Raw genomic sequence first — 14,804 nt, forward strand, 5'->3', positions numbered from 1 at the left:
CCTCGCCGCCGCTCGGCGATTGGGCTAGGACCCTTAACATGTCAATAAGAAGGCTTCCTTCTCACCTCGTTGATCGAATCGCCGCAGGCGAGGTGGTCGAGCGCCCGGCGAGCGCGCTGAAGGAGCTGGTGGAAAACAGCCTCGACGCTGGGGCGACCCAGGTCGACGTCCGGCTCGGCGGTGGCGGGCTCGACCTCGTCGAGGTGAGCGACGACGGCTCGGGCATGAGCCCCGCCGACATGGCGCTCGCGATCGAGCGGCACGCGACTTCCAAGCTCCCGAACGAGGCGATCGAAGAGGTGGCGAGCTTCGGCTTCCGCGGCGAGGCGCTGCCGTCGATCGCCAGCGTCGCCCGCTTCACGCTCGACAGCCGGGTGCGGGGGAGCGACGGATGGCGGCTCGAGGTCGACCATGGGGCGAGGATCAGCGAGGGACCGGCCGCGCTTCCGCCCGGCACCCGGGTCCGGGTCGAGGGGCTGTTCGCCAAGGTGCCCGCGCGGCGCAAGTTCCTTCGTTCCCCGCGCGCCGAATATGCCGCCTGCCTCGACACCGTCCGCCGGCTGGCGATGGCGCGGCCCGACGTCGCCTTCACGCTCGATCATGACGGCCGCCGGATCCTGTCGCTGGCACCCGTCGCGCTGCCCGCGCGGGTGGCATCGATCCTCGACCATGGGCTGGCCGAGCACGGGCTTCCGATCGATCTCCAGCGCGGGGAGGTTCGGCTTGGCGGCGTGGTCAGCCTGCCGACCTTCACCCGTGGCGCGGCCGACCAGCAATATCTGTTCGTGAACGGCCGCCCGGTGAAGGACCGGCTCCTCGTTGGCGCGCTCCGGGCCGCCTACCAGGACCTGATCGCGCGCGAGCGCTCGCCGATCGTCGCCCTGTTCCTCGACCTTCCCGGGAAAGAGATCGACATCAACGTCCACCCCGCCAAGACTGAGGTCCGCTTCGCCGATCCGCAGGGCGTGCGCGGGCTGATCGTCGGCGGCTTGCGGAGCGCGCTCGACCAGGCCGGGCACCGCAGCGCCGCGCGGACCCAGGCGGCCGCGCCGGTCAACTGGACCAGCGAGCTGGACGTCATGCGTCATCCCGGCGAAGGCCGGGACCTCGGCGAACCGATCGAGCGACCCTGGCCTGAGGTCCCGGCCTTCGCCGGGACGACGCTGGTCAACGACGACCAGCGCCTGTTCGCCGCCGCGCCCGCCGCCCGCGCCGAACCGGCGACCGCACCGGTCCCCGACCATCCGCTCGGCGTCGCCCGCGGGCAGGTCGCCAATACCTATATCGTCGCCGAGGCAGCCGATGGCCTCGTCATCGTCGACCAGCATGCCGCGCACGAGCGGCTGGTGCTCGAGCGGCTGAAGCGGGGGGCCGGCAATGGCGGGGTCGCGGTGCAGGCGCTGCTGCTGCCCGAGGTGGTCGAGCTGGACGAGCCCGACGCCGACCGGCTCGAGGACGCCGCCGCCGACCTCCAGGCCTTCGGGCTCGAGATCGAGCGGTTCGGCCCGAATGCGGTGCTGGTCCGCGGCACGCCGGCGCCCTTGGGCCGGCTCGACATTCACGGTCTCGTCCGCGACCTCGCCGCCGAGATCGCCGAGCTGGGCGGTCCGCAGGCATTGAAGGCCCGGCTCGACCTCCTCGCCGCCACCTTCGCCTGCCACCACAGCGTGCGCGCCGGCCGCGTGTTGAGCGTCGCCGAAATGAATGCGCTGCTGCGCGAAATGGAGGTGACGCCCCACTCGGGCCATTGCAACCACGGCCGCCCGACCTGGGTGAAGCTAGCCCATGGCGATATCGAGCGACTGTTCGGCCGCCGCTAAGCCCTTGAAATCAGGTCCGCGCGGGCCATCTTTCGCTTATCGTCAACAAGCGAAAGGAGGTGGTCAGATGTCTCATTGTCCCAAGTCGGTGAGCCCTGCCTCCAGCGAGATCCTCGCATAAGGTTCGGGCAACCGAGCAAGACAATGGAACGGCCGCTCGAAGCTCAGGCTTCGGCGGCCGTTCTTTTTTGCGGTTCGGGGCCGGCGACGGTCAGCCAGGCGGCGAGACCGGCAAGGGCGCTGACGACCGCCGCGACCAGCAGGGTGGTGTGGAAGGCGCTGACCAGCGCTTCGCCCTTCGCCGCCAGCACCGCGCCCAGCAGCGCGGTCGCGATCAGGCCCCCGGTCCGCGCCACCGCGCTGTTGAGGCCGCTCGCGGTCCCGGCATGGCGCTGGTCGACCGAGGAGAGGACGGTGCTGGTGAGCGGCGCGACCGCCAGCGCCATGCCCGCGGCGAGGACCAGGATCGCGGGCAGCACGTCGATCATGTAGCGGCCCTCGACCCCGATCCGCTGGGCGAGCAGCAGCCCGGCCCCGACCAGCACCGGCCCGGCGGTAAGGGGAATCCGTCCGCCAATGCGTGCGGCGAGCTTGCCCATCAGCGGCGAGGCGACCGCGATCACCACCGCCAGTGGGGTCAGGGCAAGGCCCGCCTGGAGCGGCGAATAGCCCGCGGCCTCGATCAGCACATAGGGAATGAGCAGCATCACCGCGCCGAAGGCCCCGTAGAGGAGGAAGGTGAGGAGATTGGTCCCGACGAAGCAGCGGTTGGCGAACATGGCGAGCGGCATCATCGCCTTGTCGCCGCGCTTCGCCTCGACCCACAGGAACAGGCCGAGAAGGACCAGCCCGGCGACGCCCAGCCCGACGATGGTCGGGGTGACGGCCAGCGCGACCGACCAGAGGGTGAGGGCATAGGTGACGCCGAAAAGGCCGAGCGTCGCGAGCAGGGCGCCCGGATAATCGGTTCGCGCCGCGTCGGGATTGCGGCTCTCGGCGGCGAAGCGGGCCGCGATCAGCATCGCCCCGGCGGCGAGCGGCAGGTTGATGTAGAAGATGGCGGGCCAGCCGACATGGTCGACCAGCCAGCCGCCGATCAGCGGGGCAATCGCCGCGGCGCCGGCGCCGACCGCCGCCCAGATCCCGATCGCCCGGCCGCGTGCCTCGCCCTCGAAGGTGGCATTCAATAGCGCGAGGCTGTTGGGCAGCAGCAGCGCCGCGCCGATCCCCTGTAGCACCCGGCCGGCCAGCAGCAGCGCCAGCCCCGGCGCGAGCGCGCAGAGCAGCGAGGCCGCGCCGAACAGGCCGGTGCCGAGGATCAGCAGGCGCCTGCGGCCGTAATGATCGCCGAGCGCGCCGCCGAGCAGCAGCAGCGCCGACAAGGGCAGCAGATAGGCGTTCACCACCCATTGCACCTCGCTCGCCCCGGCCGAGAAGCTGGCACGGATCGCGGGCAGCGCGACGTTCAGCACCGAGCCTTCGACGAAGCTCAGGCTCGAAGCGAGGATGCAGGCAAGGAGCGTCCAGCGGGGATGCGCGGGGGCGTTGGCCTCGTCAGTCGGCATAGATGCCCAAGCTTTCCCTGTTTCGGTTCCGATACCGCAACCGGCGAACCCGCAATCGGGTTCAGCTCGCCGTCGCGACCCGCCAATGATGGGTGTCGGTGAATTGCTCGAAGTGGCTGATCCGGCCCTCGGCGACGGTCCACAAATGGCCGAAGCGGATCGCCATCGGCCCGGCATCGGTCTCGCCGCGATAGGTTCCGAGCGCGAGGACCCGGTCCGTGCCGATGGCGAGCAGTTCGTCGGGACGCGCGGAGAAGTCGCGAACGTCGGCCGCGATCCGACCGAAGACATTGCCCGCGACTTCCTCGAAGCCACGATAGACGCCGCCATAAGGTCCGCCCGCCGCTTCGTTCCAGTGGGTGTCGGCGAGAAGGCGACCGACCGTGTCCATGTCACTCTCGCCAAACGCCCGATAAAGGCTGCTCACCGTGTCGATTGCCGTCATGGTCGCTCCTGCAGGAGAGGAAACGCAGCTACGCCTAGCCTACAAGCCGCCCAAGCGCGCGGCGGCCGGCCATCACCAGCCAGATACTGAGAAGCACGAGAATCAGGGCGACCAGCGCCGCCGCGACCGGATTGGCGATGGCGAGCGCGAGGAGGCCGGCGGTGGCGACATCCTCGCCCGCCGAGACCGCCATGTTGCTGAACGGCTCGGGACTGGCATTGACCATTGCCCGCGCCCCCGCCTTGCCGGCATGGGCGACGAACGCCGCCCCGCCGCCGAGGAGGAAGGCCGCAACCTGCCAGGCGGGGTCGCCAGGATCGACGATGGCGAGCGCCAACAGCGCCCCGCCCAGGGGCCGGATGACCGTGTGGATGCCGTCCCACAGGCTGTCGATGAAGGCGACCTTGTCGGCGAAGAATTCGAACACGGCGGCGGCCCCCGAGATGACCAGCACCCAGGGATTGGCGAGCACGTCGAGCGCGGCGAGCTTGTCGGGGAGGTCGACCCACCCCATCCGCATCGCCAGCCCCGTGACGAAGGTCACGAGATAGAGCCGCCAGCCCGCCAAGAGGCTGGCCGAGGCCGCGAGGGCGAGGAGTTCGACGCCGGTCATACGGGCGAACCTAGCAGATGCGGCCCGCCCGTCACTCCCGTCGTTCCGCCGCAAACTTCACCTCTTGCCGCCGACGAATCCGCCGACTAGACAAACGTAGCGCTACAAATGTCGCGCCATCGAGGAGAATGAGTTTGACCCGTCCAGGCAGCGTGATCATCCTTGCCGCGGTGGCCGCCGCCGTCGCCCTTCCCGCGGTCGCCGCCGATACCGGCTGGAACGTGGTTCACCGCGCAAACGGGCCGATGGTGAGCGGCAGCGGACGTCTCGCACAGCAGGCCCGCGCGGTGGCACCGTTCCGCCGGATCGAGACGCTGGGCGCGCAGAATGTCGACGTCCAGATCGGACCCCGGACGGAAGTGGCGGTGGTCGCCGACGACAACATCCTGCCGCTCGTGACCACAACTGTTCGGGGCGGAACGCTCAGGATCGACACCCGCGGTTCGTTCCGCTCGCGCACGCCGATCCGGGTGCGGATCATGGTCCCGGCGCTCGACGCATTCGAATCGAAGGGCGTCGGCAATGCCAGCCTTGCCGGGATCGACAGTCCCCGGCTCGCGCTCGGCCTCACCGGGGCCGGCAATCTGCGCGCTTCGGGAAGGACGGGCGAACTGCTGCTCAACCTGACCGGGTCGGGCAATGCCGATGTCGCTGGGCTTGCCGCTTCCCGCGCGCAGGTCGCGGTGCGGGGCAGCGGCAACGCCTCGGTCCGCGCCGAGCAGAGCCTCGACGCTTCGGTCTACGGCTCGGGCAACATCGCCTATGCGGGCCGCGCGACGGTCCAGCAGCGCCGCTTCGGCAGCGGCTCGATCGTCGCGCGGCCCTAAGCGCTTAAAAGACCTCGAACAGGCCGGCGGCGCCCATGCCGCCGCCGACGCACATGGTGACCACGACATACTTGGCGCCGCGGCGCTTGCCTTCGAGGAGGGCGTGACCGGTCAGGCGCGCGCCGCTCATGCCATAGGGGTGGCCGATCGAGATGGCGCCGCCGTTGACGTTCAGCAGCTCGTCAGGGATGCCGAGCTTGTCCTGGCAGTAGAGCACCTGCACCGCGAACGCCTCATTCAGCTCCCACAGGCCGATGTCCTCGACCTTGAGGCCGAAGCGATTGAGGAGCTTGGGCACGGCGTAGACCGGGCCGATGCCCATCTCGTCGGGCTCGGTCCCGGCGACGGCCATGCCGACATAGCGGCCGAGCGGCTCGAGACCCTTCTTCTCGGCCAGGCTCGCTTCCATCACGACGCAGGCCGAAGCGCCGTCGCTGAGCTGGCTGGCATTGCCCGCGGTGATGATGTTGTCCGGCCCCATGACCGGCTGCAGCTTGGCGAGATCCTCGAGCGTGGTCTGCGGGCGATTGCCCTCGTCCTTGGCGAGGGTCACTTCCTGCATCGAGGATTCGCCCGTTTCCTTGTTCTTGACCGCCATGCGCGCGGTGACGGGGACGATCTCGTTGTCGAACAGCCCGGCCGCCTGCGCCTGCGCGGTGCGCTGCTGCGAGCGCAGCGCATATTCGTCGCAGCGCTCGCGGCTGACCGAATAGCGCTTGCCGACCACTTCGGCGGTCTGGATCATCGGCATGTAGACCGCATTGTGCATGGCGAGGAGCTCGGGGTCCGAGCCCAGCCGCATCTCGGGGGTCTGGACGAGGCTGATGCTCTCGACGCCGCCCGCGACGCAGACGTCCATGCGGTCGACGATGACCTGCTTGGCGGCGGTGGCGATCGCCATCAGGCCGCTCGCGCACTGGCGGTCGATGCTCATGCCGGCGACCCCGACACCAAGCCCGGCGCGGAGCGCGGCGGTGCGGCCGATGGTGGTCTGCACGCCCTGCTGGAGCGCGGCGCCGATGACGCAATCCTCGATCTCGTCGGGAGTGACGCCGGCGCGCTCGACCGCGGCGCGGATGGCGTGGGCGGTCAGCGTCGGCGAGGGAGTGGCGTTGAAGGCGCCGCGATAGGCCCGACCGATGGGGGTACGGGCGGTGGAGACGATGACGGCATCACGAGCTGCGGTGGGCATGAAGGCTCCTGTAGGGTGAGTCTGGAGAGCGCCTTAGCGGGCGGATGCGATCAAGCGAAGACCTGCCCAATCCACACGGCGTTGAGGGCGGGCTTGTCCTCGCCCTCGATTTCGACCGTGACGTCGTGCGCGAACTGATATTGGCCGGGGCGCTTCTCCTCGAAGCTGACGAGGGTGAACCGGCCGCGGACGCGCTTGCCCGCACGGACGGGCGAGAGGAAGCGGACCCGCTCGAAGCCGTAATTGACGCCCATCCTGGTCGTTTCGGGGACCAGCATGACGTCGGCCGCCATGCGGCTCAGCAGCGACAGGCTGAGGAAACCGTGGGCGATGGTCCCGCCGAACGGGGTCTGCGCGGCGAGGCCCTCGTCGACATGGATGAACTGGTGATCCTCGGTCGCGTCGGCAAAGGCGTTGATCCGCTCTTGGCCCACCTCGATCCAGTCGGAGACGCCTAGCTCTTGGCCGACCTTGGACTTGATGGCATCGATGCTGGCAACGGGCATGGCTTTCTCCTTCGCGTGCCCGGTTAGGGACAAGGGGAGGGGCCGATCAAGTCCGCTGCGCGCACTAGGAGCGCCGGCGCAGCACCTTGTCCATGTCGGTGACGAAGATCGCCGACGACCAGCCGATCATCAGGAAGCCCGCCAGCCCCTCGAAGGCCGAGACCAGCTTCCACTTGGTGATTGCGCCCTCGATCACGCCCATGGTCGTATAGGCCAGCGTCGAATGGTAGATGGCGTTATAGAGGTCGTGGGTGTCGTGGGTCGCGAGATAGAAGAGCGCGAACAGGACGATCTCCACCACGTGCAGCGCGAGCAGATAGAGCGCCATCGGGATCATGAAGCCGATCTCCCGCTGGTCGAGGCGAAGCGCGCGGATGTCGGCGATGTTGGTGCGGATGAGCTTGTCCATCAGCGCGATTCCGGTGCCGTGGACGAAGGTCACGAGGGTCAGCAGGATGGCCGAGGCCAGAAGCTCGAGTGCAAGGCTCATCGGTGTTCCGCCCCCGTGAATGAAAGCGGAGAATCCCCCCAATTCGGCGCAATGACAAGGCTGGACGAACGACCGCGTCGCGGCAGGGCCAGCATGGTTAGCGCGGCGGTACCGGCTTGCCTCGCCCGGCGACGCCGCTAGGCTCGCCGTTCAATCCGGGGGGATCACATCATGAGTAAAGCGTATCGGCTGCTGCTGTCGGCTGCCTTGTTGTCCGTTGCCGTGCCGGCGCTCGCCAAGGCGCCGCCTTCGCCGCAGGAGGCGGGGCAGTCGGTCGAGGAGTTCAAGAAAGGGCTTCACCCGCAGACCGGGACCATCACCCTGCCCGGGGCCAAGGCCCGGCTGAACCTCGGCCAATCCTATTACTTCCTCGGCCCCGACGCTGCCCGCAAGGTGCTGGTCGACGCCTGGGGCAATCCCGCGGATGCGGCCGACGGCGTGCTCGGCATGATCTTTCCGGCCGGCAAGGATTTCGCCGACAGCTGGGGCGCCGTGGTGACCTTCGAGGAGACCGGCCACATCACCGACGAGGATGCGGCGAGCGAGGATTATGCCTCGGTCCTCAAGGACATGCAGAAGGCCACCGAGGAGGCCAATGCCGACCGCGTCGCGGCGGGTTACCACAAGCTCCATCTCGCCGGCTGGGCACAGGCGCCGACCTACGACAGCAGCAAGAAGGTGCTGGTCTGGGCCCGCGACCTCGCCGCCGAGGGCGAGCCCGAGCACAGCCTCAATTATGACGTGCGCTCGCTTGGCCGGACCGGCGTGCTCAGCCTCAACATGGTCGACGGGATGAGCAACCTCAGCCTGGTCAAGGCCGCTGCGGGGCAGCTCGGCCAGACCGTCCAGTTCGACAGCGGCGCGCGCTACGCCGATTTCGTGCCAGGCACCGACAGCGAGGCGGGCTATGGCCTTGCCGGGCTGGTCGCGGCCGGCGCGGGCGTTGCGGCGGCCAAGAAGGTCGGCCTCATCGGGCTCATCCTCGCCTTCGGCAAGAAGCTTGCGGTCCTGCTCGCGGTCGCGGCCGGCGGCGCCTGGAAGTGGCTCAAGGGCCGCTTCGGCAAGGGCGACGAGGACGGCGACGCATCGGCCGCCTGAGCCCCGGCTCTTCCGTTTGCTCCGTCCCGCGCTAGAGGCGGGCCGGGAGGAGCGGAAATGGCGGACGACGATTACGTCTATGACGAGGACAGCGGCGAGTGGCTGCCCGCGGCCGAGCTTGCCGAGCGGCAGCGCGCGGCGGCGGTGGTCGAGGTGCGCGATTCGGTCGGCAACATCCTCGCCGACGGTGACCAGGTCACGCTCATCAAGGACCTCGACGTCAAGGGCGCCGGCCAAACGCTGAAGCGCGGCACGCTGATCCGCTCGATCCGGCTGACCGGCGACCCCCAGGAAATCGACTGCAAGTTCGACGGCATCCGCGGCCTCGTGCTGCGCGCCGAATTCGTCCGCAAGCGCTAGGCGGGCGGCGCGGCCGGGACCGCATAGGGCATGACCAGCGTCCCGTCGGGCGCGGCGGTGAAGGTGGTTTGGGTGGGATAGGCGAAGTCGATCTTCTCGGCGGCGAAGCGGCGGAGGAGGTCGAGGATGATCGCCGCCCGCGCCTCGAACAGATGATCCTGGTCGAGGCCCTCGTGGCGGAAGACCAGTTCGTGATCGAGGCTCGACGGCCCGAAGGCGGTGACCACGCAGCGCTGCAGGTGGCAGCCGGCCTGGCCCTCGACCGCGGCGCGGGCGAGCGCGGGGACGGCTTCGAGCTTCTCTGGCGCGGTCTGGTAGGTGAGGCCGAAGCGCAGGGTCTCCTGCCGGTCGCTGCCCCCGGCGAGGTTGCGGATCTCGCGCTCGAGCAGCTTCGTATTGGCCATGATCACCGCCTCGCCGGTCACGCTGACGAGGCGGGTGGTCTTGAGGCCGATCTTCTCGACCGTGCCGGTGGTGGTGTCGAAGCGGATCGTGTCGCCGCGGCGGAACGGCTTGTCGAACAGGATCGAGAGCGCGGCGAAGAGGTCGGAGAAAATGCCCTGCGCGGCAAGGCCGATGGCGATTCCGCCGATCCCGAGGCCAGCGACCAGCGCGGTGACGTTGACGCCCAGATTGTCGAGGATGACGATGAGGGCGATGGCGAAGACCGCGACGCTGACCAGCACGCGGATGACGCCCATCGCATTGCCGACCGCAGTCTCGCCCGGCCGCTCGCCGACCCGGGTCCCGATGACCCCCAGGATGAGCTCGCGCGCCCAGATCGCGGCCTGGATCGCGAAGGCGATGATGAAGGCGACGTCGCTGAGCCGGCCGATCCGTGCCGGGGGATCGGCATAGTTGAGGACGATGTCGATGGCGGCGATCGCCATGAACGGGAGGCTGGTCTTGCTCAGCACCCGCCCGATCACGCCCGACCAGCCGAGCGTCGAGGGATCGCGCCGCACCATCCGGTGGCCGATCTCGCGGGCGATCATCATCAGCCCGACGAGGCCCACCGCGACGAGGGTGCCGATCAGCAGCGCCTCGCGGGTCTGCCACAGCCAGTCGGCAAGTTTCTGAAGATCGGTCATCGGAAAAGGGAATTGGCGGGGGCAGGCGAGGGGGTCAAGCTCCCGGCCGGGATCAGGCCGCGACCACCGCGTCGACCTTCGCCGGCGACGATTTCGCCGCCTTGACCACCGCATCGACCTTGGCCGCGCGGCGGGTCTTCTTGCCCATCAGCCAGGCGAGCAGCCCGACCTCGGCGCTCGACAGATATTTGCGGGCGCGCGGCCGCTCGAACTCGCCGAGTGGGAGCGCGGGATTGTCGCGCGCGGCGTCGATCAATCTGGGATGGACGTAGCTCTTGCGGCTGATCGCGGGGGTATTGCCGAGCGCCTCGGCGACCGGCTCGAGCACGGTCTTGAGGCTGATCTTGCGCCGCTCTTCCTCCTGCGCCTCGAGCATCTGCTCGAAGGCGATGACGCTGGCGCCCCAGGTGCGGAAGCTCTTGGCGGTGAAGTCGCCGCCGGTGCCCTCGCGGATATAGTCGTTCACGTCGGCGCTAGTGACCGGGCAGGGCTCGCCATCGTCGGTCAGATATTGGAAAAGGTGCTGGCCGGGCAGGTCATGGACCTTGCTGACGATGCGCTTCAGCCGCGCGTCGGACATCTTGAGCTCGCGGGTGATCCCGTGCTTGCCCTTGAATCGGACCACGAGCTTGCTGCCCGACTTGCGGACATGGCGACTGCGCAGGGTGGTCGCGCCGAAGCTCTTGTTCGACTTGGCATATTGTTCGTTGCCGATGCGGATGTGCTCGGTGTCGAGCAGGCGGACAACCGCGGCCAGCACCGCCTCGCGGCTGGTCGCCTTGGCCTTGAGGTCGGTCTCGACTTTCTTGCGCAGGCGGGGAAGGGCGGCACCGAACTCGATCGTGCCGAGATATTTCTTCTTGTCCCGGCGCGAGGTGAAGCCGGGGTGGTAGCGATATTGCTTGCGACCCTTGGCGTCGCGCCCGGTCGCCTGGATGTGGCCGTTGGGAAACGGGCAGAACCAGGCATCGGTATAGGCAGGGGGGAGCGCGATGGCGTTCAGCCGGTCGATTTCGTCGCGGTCGGTGATCCGCTCGCCGTCGGGGTCGAAATAGGCCCATTTGCCCTTGATCTGGCGGCGGGTGATCCCGGGCTGGTCGTCGGTGCAGTGACGAAGCCGGGTCGGCGGGGGGCTGGGCGCATTCATCTTGCCATGCCCGACGCGAAGCCTAGAGGATTCGTTCCGTGACCGGTCCCGACATCCTCATCATGGCCAGCGACGGCTTCGAGCAGGACGAATTGTTCGTGCCGCTCGAGCAGCTGCGCGCGGCCGGCGCCAATGTCGCGCTGGCGGCACCGGGGATCCTGCCGATCCGCGCGACCGTGCTCGACGATCCGGGCGAGTGGATCACGCCCGACCTGATCATCGCCGAGGTCGCGGTCGAGAACTGGGACGCGCTGCTGCTTCCGGGTGGGCTGATCAATCCCGACCATCTGCGCGCCAACCCCAAGGCGGTGGCGCTGGTCGCGGCCTTTGTCGCGGCGGGCAAGCCGGTCGGCGCCATCTGCCACGGCCCGTGGCTGCTGGTCGAAGCCGATGCGCTGCGCGGACGCCGCGCGACCGGCTGGCCCTCGATCCGCACCGACCTGCGCAACGCCGGGGCGCTGGTCGAGGAGGGGCCGGTGGTGGTCGACGGCGGGATCGTGACCGCGGTCGGTCCGCAGGACAGCGCCGCCTTCGCCGACGCGCTGCTTGCCGCGGCCGTCTCAACCAAAGCCTAACCATTGGCGGCTTATGGCCGCGTCCATGGACGGGAACGGGGACGATCTCATCGGGTGGCTGGCCGACGGGGCGGCGGCGGGCATCCTTGGCGCGGCGCTTGGCGCCTCGCTGCTGCTGCTGGGCTTTCCGCTCGCGGGAGTCGGGACGGCCGCGGCCGGCGGGCTCGCGGCGCTCGCACTGCTGCGACAGGTCAAGCCCGAAGCGCGGCGCTTCCGGCTGCCGGCCTTCGAGCTTCCGCAACCGCTCGTGGACGCCCCCGACATCCTCGAGCTGACCGACATCGCCGAAGAGGTCGCGCCCGCCGAGCCCGAGCCGCTGGAGCTCGAGGACCGGATCGAGCCCGCACCCGCCGAGAGCCGGGTCGTGCAACTGTTCGCGGCTCGTCCGCTGCCGACGCCCGGAGAGCTCCGGCAGCGGATCGAGGCGCATCTCGAGGTGCGGGCCGAGCGGCCCGCGGCCCCGGTGCTCGAACTCGAGGTCGATGCGGCGGCCGCGCTGCGCCAGGCGCTGGGCGACCTCCGCCGCAGCCTCGCCTAGTCGTCGAGGGTCAGCGCGGCGATCTCGACTTCGACCGCGCCGTCGTCACGAACGCGGGGCGGTCCCGCCAGTTCGATGTCGGCGACGAAGCCGCGCGGCAGATCGAACTCGGCATCGCTAAGGCCTGCCAGCCACAGCGCCGCAAAGGCCTCGGCCCGGTCCCCCGATACCACGAAGCTCGCCTCGTGACGCTCGCCCTCAAGGGTCAGCGACTGCCAGTCCGAAGTGGACCAATGGCTAAGAAAAATCCTGTTGCGGTCTTCGCCCGCGCGTTGCAAAAGACAACGCAGGAGGGCGGTCGCATAAGCCGTCATCCGCGGCCGATTCACAGACCCTGCTCCAGATAGTTCCTGACCTTCCGCACCGTCTGCGCCCGCGGTTCGCGGCCCCTGCGCAGATCGAAAACGAACCTCGGATCTCCCATGACTTCTCGTCCGAACCGGGCTGCACTCTGTTCTGACCTGTTAAGAAATCTTTCAACGTCCCGCAGTAAATCCACGTCCTGGCCCCCCGACCAATGACGACTCGGCATCACTGATGTCCCAGTTAATGTCCTACATGTCTAGGTGTTTTCCTATGGTCGATCCGAATTTGCCCGAGCACGACCCGCGCGAGACGCTGCGCCGCCTGTGCGCCGAACGGGGGGAGGATTTTGCCAGCCTGTCGCGGCTGATCGGGCGCAATGCCGCCTACATCCAGCAGTTCATCCGTCGCGGGACCCCGCGCCGCCTGCCCGAGCGCGAGCGCCGGATCCTCGCCCAGCATTTCGGGGTGAGCGAGCAGTTGCTGGGAGCCGAGCCGGTCGCCCCCGCCGGTGAGTTCGTCGTCCCGGCGATGCTGGGACAGGCGGCCCAGCCCGGTCTCGCCTTCGCCCCGGCCTGGCTCAAGCGCCACTTCCATGCGCCCGCGCGCCAGCTTCGCCTGCTGGCGATCGAGGGCGACGCGATGGCGCCGACCCTACAGGCGGGGGACGACGTGCTGGTCGACCTCGGCGACACCGCCGAGCGGCTTCGCGACGGCCTTTACGCGCTGCGGGTCGAGGGGCGGCTGCAGGTGCGCCGGCTGACGCTCCACCCGGTCCGGGCCGAGCTCACCGTCCAGTCGGACAATCCCGCCCATGCCGACTGGCCGGGCCTGTCCGCGGCCGAGCTCGACCTCATCGGTCGCGCGGTGTGGAGCGGGCGCAGGCTCGCCTAGTCGTTCTTCCTGGTGCGCGCCGCGAGCCACAGCACGAGGGCGACCGCCCCGCCCAGCACCACGCCAAGGATCGTGCCGATGCTCGGTTCGCCGTAAGCGATGCCCGCGATCGCCCCGACGAGGAAACCGATGAAGATGAGGCAGCCACCCGCGTAGACGGGCTTGTCGAGGTTGCTCTGTTGCATGGCCCGCCCATGGCAGAGGCGGGGGCCGACGCCAAGAAAACAAGGTGAATCACTTCTCAATCCTGTTCGGTATGCGCTCCTTATCGGCCGCGGGACTAACTCCGGCGGGACGATGCAGACCTATATCGCCTCCCGCGCCGCGCTCGACGATGCCTGCCAGCTGATCGACCGCTTCGGTGACAATGCCGCCTTCGAGGCCGCCGTCCGGGCCGAGGGCGCGCGCGACCGCGGAAATGTGCTCCGCTTCTGCCACTGGCGGCAGATCGAGCGGGTGATCGTCACGCTGGCCAGCGCCGAGCCCGACGGCACCGTCCACTGATGTTCGGTCGCCGCACATTCGGCCGGAAGGCGACCGCGGCCCCGGCCGAGCCGATGCGCCCCGCGACCCCGCCCGCGGGCAAGATCTTCGACGACGAGATCTTTGAAGGCGAGCGCGGCGACTTCCTGCGCTCGGCGGGCTATTTCCCGGCCGATCCGATCAACGACGCCGCCAATGCCCAGCCGCTCGCGGTGCTGCTCGGCGACGATGCGGCGCATCTCCGCCAGGTGACGGCGGCCGCCAAGGCGGTCATCGCCGCGCCGCTCGCGCCCTATCAGCTGATCCCCGTCGAGGTGTGGCGCGGACCCCATGGCGCCTGGCTTCGCCAACGGCTCGGCCTGTCACCCTACCGCCCGTGGAATACGCTTTACCTTGCCGAAGGTCCGGCGGCGGTGGCCGAATTCGGGCTGCCCCTCGCCGAACGGCAGCGCGACGCGCAGGAAGTCGCCTTCGGAATGGAGATGGTGGCCGCGGTCCACGACCACCTTGCCGGTGCGCAGGACGGCGCGACGCAGGCTATGATCACCCTGTTCAAGGCGCTTCGCGAGAACCTCGCCCCGCTCCTCCCGCCCGAGCGCGCCGACATGTCGCCTCCAGTCCGCGAGGGCCGCGATCTCGTCCGTGCCGCGGCGATCGGCATGGCGGTCAATTTTCACTTTCCCTCGATCGAGCAGATCCAGCGCTCGCACGCGCTGACCCTCGCCCAGCCCGAAGTCCAGCTCACCGCCTGAGCGATGCTGCGGTTGACGCCGCCGCCCCCTTTCGCTTCCCTAGCCGCGCATCAGGGGGAGCCGAAGCGTTGAGCAGCTGGAATTTTCGAAAGACCGTAATCGCCC

General features: G+C 69.1%; 19 protein-coding genes. 9 read left to right on the forward strand and 10 right to left on the reverse strand.

The genetic code is table 11. The features are described from left to right. Positions 1-38 precede the first annotated feature (38 nt). On the forward strand, positions 39-1,820 hold the full coding sequence (gene mutL, locus BS69_RS0103410) for a DNA mismatch repair endonuclease MutL (RefSeq protein WP_029940581.1): 1,782 nt from the start codon (positions 39-41) through the stop codon (positions 1,818-1,820). A gap of 164 nt (positions 1,821-1,984) precedes the next feature. Here the strand turns inward: mutL and BS69_RS0103415 are convergent, their stop codons facing one another. The 3 genes from BS69_RS0103415 to BS69_RS0103425 form a co-directional block, all read right to left on the reverse strand. Then, positions 1,985-3,385, reverse strand: a complete 1,401-nt coding sequence (locus BS69_RS0103415; RefSeq protein ID WP_051676504.1) for an MFS transporter — start codon at positions 3,383-3,385, stop codon at positions 1,985-1,987. Between the two features lie 61 nt (positions 3,386-3,446). After that, on the reverse strand, positions 3,447-3,830 hold the full coding sequence (locus BS69_RS0103420; protein ID WP_051676505.1) for a nuclear transport factor 2 family protein: 384 nt from the start codon (positions 3,828-3,830) through the stop codon (positions 3,447-3,449). A gap of 34 nt (positions 3,831-3,864) precedes the next feature. Then, entirely contained in the window at positions 3,865-4,443 is a 579-nt protein-coding gene (locus tag BS69_RS0103425) for a DUF4126 domain-containing protein (RefSeq protein ID WP_029940584.1), read from the reverse strand. Between the two features lie 128 nt (positions 4,444-4,571). On the opposite strand from BS69_RS0103425, the gene BS69_RS0103430 reads away from it, so the two are divergent. Further along, positions 4,572-5,270, forward strand: coding sequence for a head GIN domain-containing protein (locus tag BS69_RS0103430; protein ID WP_169738050.1), 699 nt, complete (start codon positions 4,572-4,574; stop codon positions 5,268-5,270). Between the two features lie 4 nt (positions 5,271-5,274). On the opposite strand, the gene BS69_RS0103435 is transcribed toward BS69_RS0103430, so the two are convergent. The 3 genes from BS69_RS0103435 to BS69_RS0103445 all read right to left on the reverse strand — a co-directional run bounded on the left by BS69_RS0103435 (position 5,275) and on the right by BS69_RS0103445 (position 7,458). After that, the gene (locus BS69_RS0103435) at positions 5,275-6,462 is read right to left on the reverse strand and encodes an acetyl-CoA C-acyltransferase (RefSeq protein ID WP_029940586.1); all 1,188 of its coding nucleotides are present in this window, start codon (positions 6,460-6,462) and stop codon (positions 5,275-5,277) included. 50 nt (positions 6,463-6,512) lie between these two features. Further along, positions 6,513-6,968: a MaoC family dehydratase gene (locus BS69_RS0103440; RefSeq protein WP_029940587.1), complete on the reverse strand. Its 456-nt coding sequence runs from the start codon at positions 6,966-6,968 to the stop codon at positions 6,513-6,515. Between the two features lie 64 nt (positions 6,969-7,032). Then, positions 7,033-7,458 carry a hypothetical protein gene (locus tag BS69_RS0103445; RefSeq protein ID WP_051676506.1) on the reverse strand — a complete coding sequence of 142 codons (426 nt, stop codon included), beginning with the start codon at positions 7,456-7,458 and terminating at the stop codon, positions 7,033-7,035. 171 nt (positions 7,459-7,629) lie between these two features. Between BS69_RS0103445 and BS69_RS0103450 the strand changes: the two genes are divergently transcribed. Continuing rightward, on the forward strand, positions 7,630-8,556 hold the full coding sequence (locus BS69_RS0103450; protein ID WP_029940589.1) for a DUF2167 domain-containing protein: 927 nt from the start codon (positions 7,630-7,632) through the stop codon (positions 8,554-8,556). 57 nt (positions 8,557-8,613) lie between these two features. Further along, on the forward strand, positions 8,614-8,916 hold the full coding sequence (locus tag BS69_RS0103455; protein WP_029940590.1) for an alkylphosphonate utilization protein: 303 nt from the start codon (positions 8,614-8,616) through the stop codon (positions 8,914-8,916). Here the strand turns inward: BS69_RS0103455 and BS69_RS0103460 are convergent. Together BS69_RS0103460 and BS69_RS0103465 are read right to left on the reverse strand one after the other, a co-directional pair. Beyond that, entirely contained in the window at positions 8,913-10,007 is a 1,095-nt protein-coding gene (locus BS69_RS0103460; RefSeq protein WP_029940591.1) for a mechanosensitive ion channel family protein, read from the reverse strand. The two genes, BS69_RS0103455 and BS69_RS0103460, sit on opposite strands and share 4 nt — an antisense overlap. 52 nt (positions 10,008-10,059) lie before the next feature. Then, entirely contained in the window at positions 10,060-11,154 is a 1,095-nt protein-coding gene (locus BS69_RS0103465; protein WP_084184244.1) for a DNA topoisomerase IB, read from the reverse strand. Between the two features lie 38 nt (positions 11,155-11,192). Between BS69_RS0103465 and BS69_RS0103470 the strand changes: the two genes are divergently transcribed. Further along, complete coding sequence (locus tag BS69_RS0103470; RefSeq protein WP_342665805.1) at positions 11,193-11,729, forward strand: DJ-1/PfpI/YhbO family deglycase/protease; 537 nt, start codon at positions 11,193-11,195, stop codon at positions 11,727-11,729. Between the two features lie 25 nt (positions 11,730-11,754). Next, a complete protein-coding gene (locus BS69_RS0103475; protein ID WP_029940594.1) occupies positions 11,755-12,267 on the forward strand; it encodes a hypothetical protein in 513 nt (170 codons plus the stop codon). Here the strand turns inward: BS69_RS0103475 and BS69_RS0103480 are convergent. Then, a complete protein-coding gene (locus BS69_RS0103480; protein WP_156956859.1) occupies positions 12,264-12,581 on the reverse strand; it encodes a hypothetical protein in 318 nt (105 codons plus the stop codon). The two genes, BS69_RS0103475 and BS69_RS0103480, sit on opposite strands and share 4 nt — an antisense overlap. Positions 12,582-12,843: 262 nt before the next feature. Between BS69_RS0103480 and BS69_RS0103485 the strand changes: the two genes are divergently transcribed. Beyond that, positions 12,844-13,464 (forward strand): S24 family peptidase, encoded by a 621-nt coding sequence (locus BS69_RS0103485; RefSeq protein ID WP_029940596.1) that lies wholly within the window; start codon positions 12,844-12,846, stop codon positions 13,462-13,464. On the opposite strand, the gene BS69_RS0103490 is transcribed toward BS69_RS0103485, so the two are convergent. After that, complete coding sequence (locus BS69_RS0103490) at positions 13,461-13,649, reverse strand: hypothetical protein (protein WP_029940597.1); 189 nt, start codon at positions 13,647-13,649, stop codon at positions 13,461-13,463. The genes BS69_RS0103485 and BS69_RS0103490 overlap by 4 nt on opposite strands. Positions 13,650-13,761: 112 nt before the next feature. Between BS69_RS0103490 and BS69_RS0103495 the strand changes: the two genes are divergently transcribed. Together BS69_RS0103495 and BS69_RS0103500 are read left to right on the forward strand one after the other, a co-directional pair. Further along, positions 13,762-13,968, forward strand: a complete 207-nt coding sequence (locus BS69_RS0103495; RefSeq protein ID WP_029940598.1) for a hypothetical protein — start codon at positions 13,762-13,764, stop codon at positions 13,966-13,968. After that, positions 13,968-14,699, forward strand: a complete 732-nt coding sequence (locus BS69_RS0103500) for a hypothetical protein (RefSeq protein ID WP_029940599.1) — start codon at positions 13,968-13,970, stop codon at positions 14,697-14,699. The genes BS69_RS0103495 and BS69_RS0103500 overlap by 1 nt, the downstream gene beginning before the upstream one ends. Positions 14,700-14,804 lie beyond the last annotated feature (105 nt).

This window comes from Sphingomonas astaxanthinifaciens DSM 22298, assembly GCF_000711715.1.
Classification (GTDB): domain Bacteria; phylum Pseudomonadota; class Alphaproteobacteria; order Sphingomonadales; family Sphingomonadaceae; genus Sphingomicrobium; species Sphingomicrobium astaxanthinifaciens_A.

What these genes read in the sequence shown, in the direction of transcription:
- BS69_RS0103435 (WP_029940586.1), bottom strand. Translation starts at nt 6,462, where the DNA reads ATGCCCACCGCAGCTCGTGATGCCGTCATCGTCTCCACCGCCCGTACC.
- BS69_RS0103450 (WP_029940589.1), top strand. Translation starts at nt 7,630, where the DNA reads ATGAGTAAAGCGTATCGGCTGCTGCTGTCGGCTGCCTTGTTGTCCGTT.
- BS69_RS0103445 (WP_051676506.1), bottom strand. Translation starts at nt 7,458, where the DNA reads ATGAGCCTTGCACTCGAGCTTCTGGCCTCGGCCATCCTGCTGACCCTC.
- BS69_RS0103475 (WP_029940594.1), top strand. Translation starts at nt 11,755, where the DNA reads ATGGACGGGAACGGGGACGATCTCATCGGGTGGCTGGCCGACGGGGCG.
- BS69_RS0103465 (WP_084184244.1), bottom strand. Translation starts at nt 11,154, where the DNA reads ATGAATGCGCCCAGCCCCCCGCCGACCCGGCTTCGTCACTGCACCGAC.
- BS69_RS0103455 (WP_029940590.1), top strand. Translation starts at nt 8,614, where the DNA reads ATGGCGGACGACGATTACGTCTATGACGAGGACAGCGGCGAGTGGCTG.
- mutL (WP_029940581.1), top strand. Translation starts at nt 39, where the DNA reads ATGTCAATAAGAAGGCTTCCTTCTCACCTCGTTGATCGAATCGCCGCA.
- BS69_RS0103430 (WP_169738050.1), top strand. Translation starts at nt 4,572, where the DNA reads ATGAGTTTGACCCGTCCAGGCAGCGTGATCATCCTTGCCGCGGTGGCC.
- BS69_RS0103490 (WP_029940597.1), bottom strand. Translation starts at nt 13,649, where the DNA reads ATGCAACAGAGCAACCTCGACAAGCCCGTCTACGCGGGTGGCTGCCTC.
- BS69_RS0103500 (WP_029940599.1), top strand. Translation starts at nt 13,968, where the DNA reads ATGTTCGGTCGCCGCACATTCGGCCGGAAGGCGACCGCGGCCCCGGCC.
- BS69_RS0103420 (WP_051676505.1), bottom strand. Translation starts at nt 3,830, where the DNA reads ATGACGGCAATCGACACGGTGAGCAGCCTTTATCGGGCGTTTGGCGAG.
- BS69_RS0103415 (WP_051676504.1), bottom strand. Translation starts at nt 3,385, where the DNA reads ATGCCGACTGACGAGGCCAACGCCCCCGCGCATCCCCGCTGGACGCTC.
- BS69_RS0103495 (WP_029940598.1), top strand. Translation starts at nt 13,762, where the DNA reads ATGCAGACCTATATCGCCTCCCGCGCCGCGCTCGACGATGCCTGCCAG.
- BS69_RS0103440 (WP_029940587.1), bottom strand. Translation starts at nt 6,968, where the DNA reads ATGCCCGTTGCCAGCATCGATGCCATCAAGTCCAAGGTCGGCCAAGAG.
- BS69_RS0103485 (WP_029940596.1), top strand. Translation starts at nt 12,844, where the DNA reads ATGGTCGATCCGAATTTGCCCGAGCACGACCCGCGCGAGACGCTGCGC.
- BS69_RS0103460 (WP_029940591.1), bottom strand. Translation starts at nt 10,007, where the DNA reads ATGACCGATCTTCAGAAACTTGCCGACTGGCTGTGGCAGACCCGCGAG.
- BS69_RS0103480 (WP_156956859.1), bottom strand. Translation starts at nt 12,581, where the DNA reads ATGACGGCTTATGCGACCGCCCTCCTGCGTTGTCTTTTGCAACGCGCG.
- BS69_RS0103425 (WP_029940584.1), bottom strand. Translation starts at nt 4,443, where the DNA reads ATGACCGGCGTCGAACTCCTCGCCCTCGCGGCCTCGGCCAGCCTCTTG.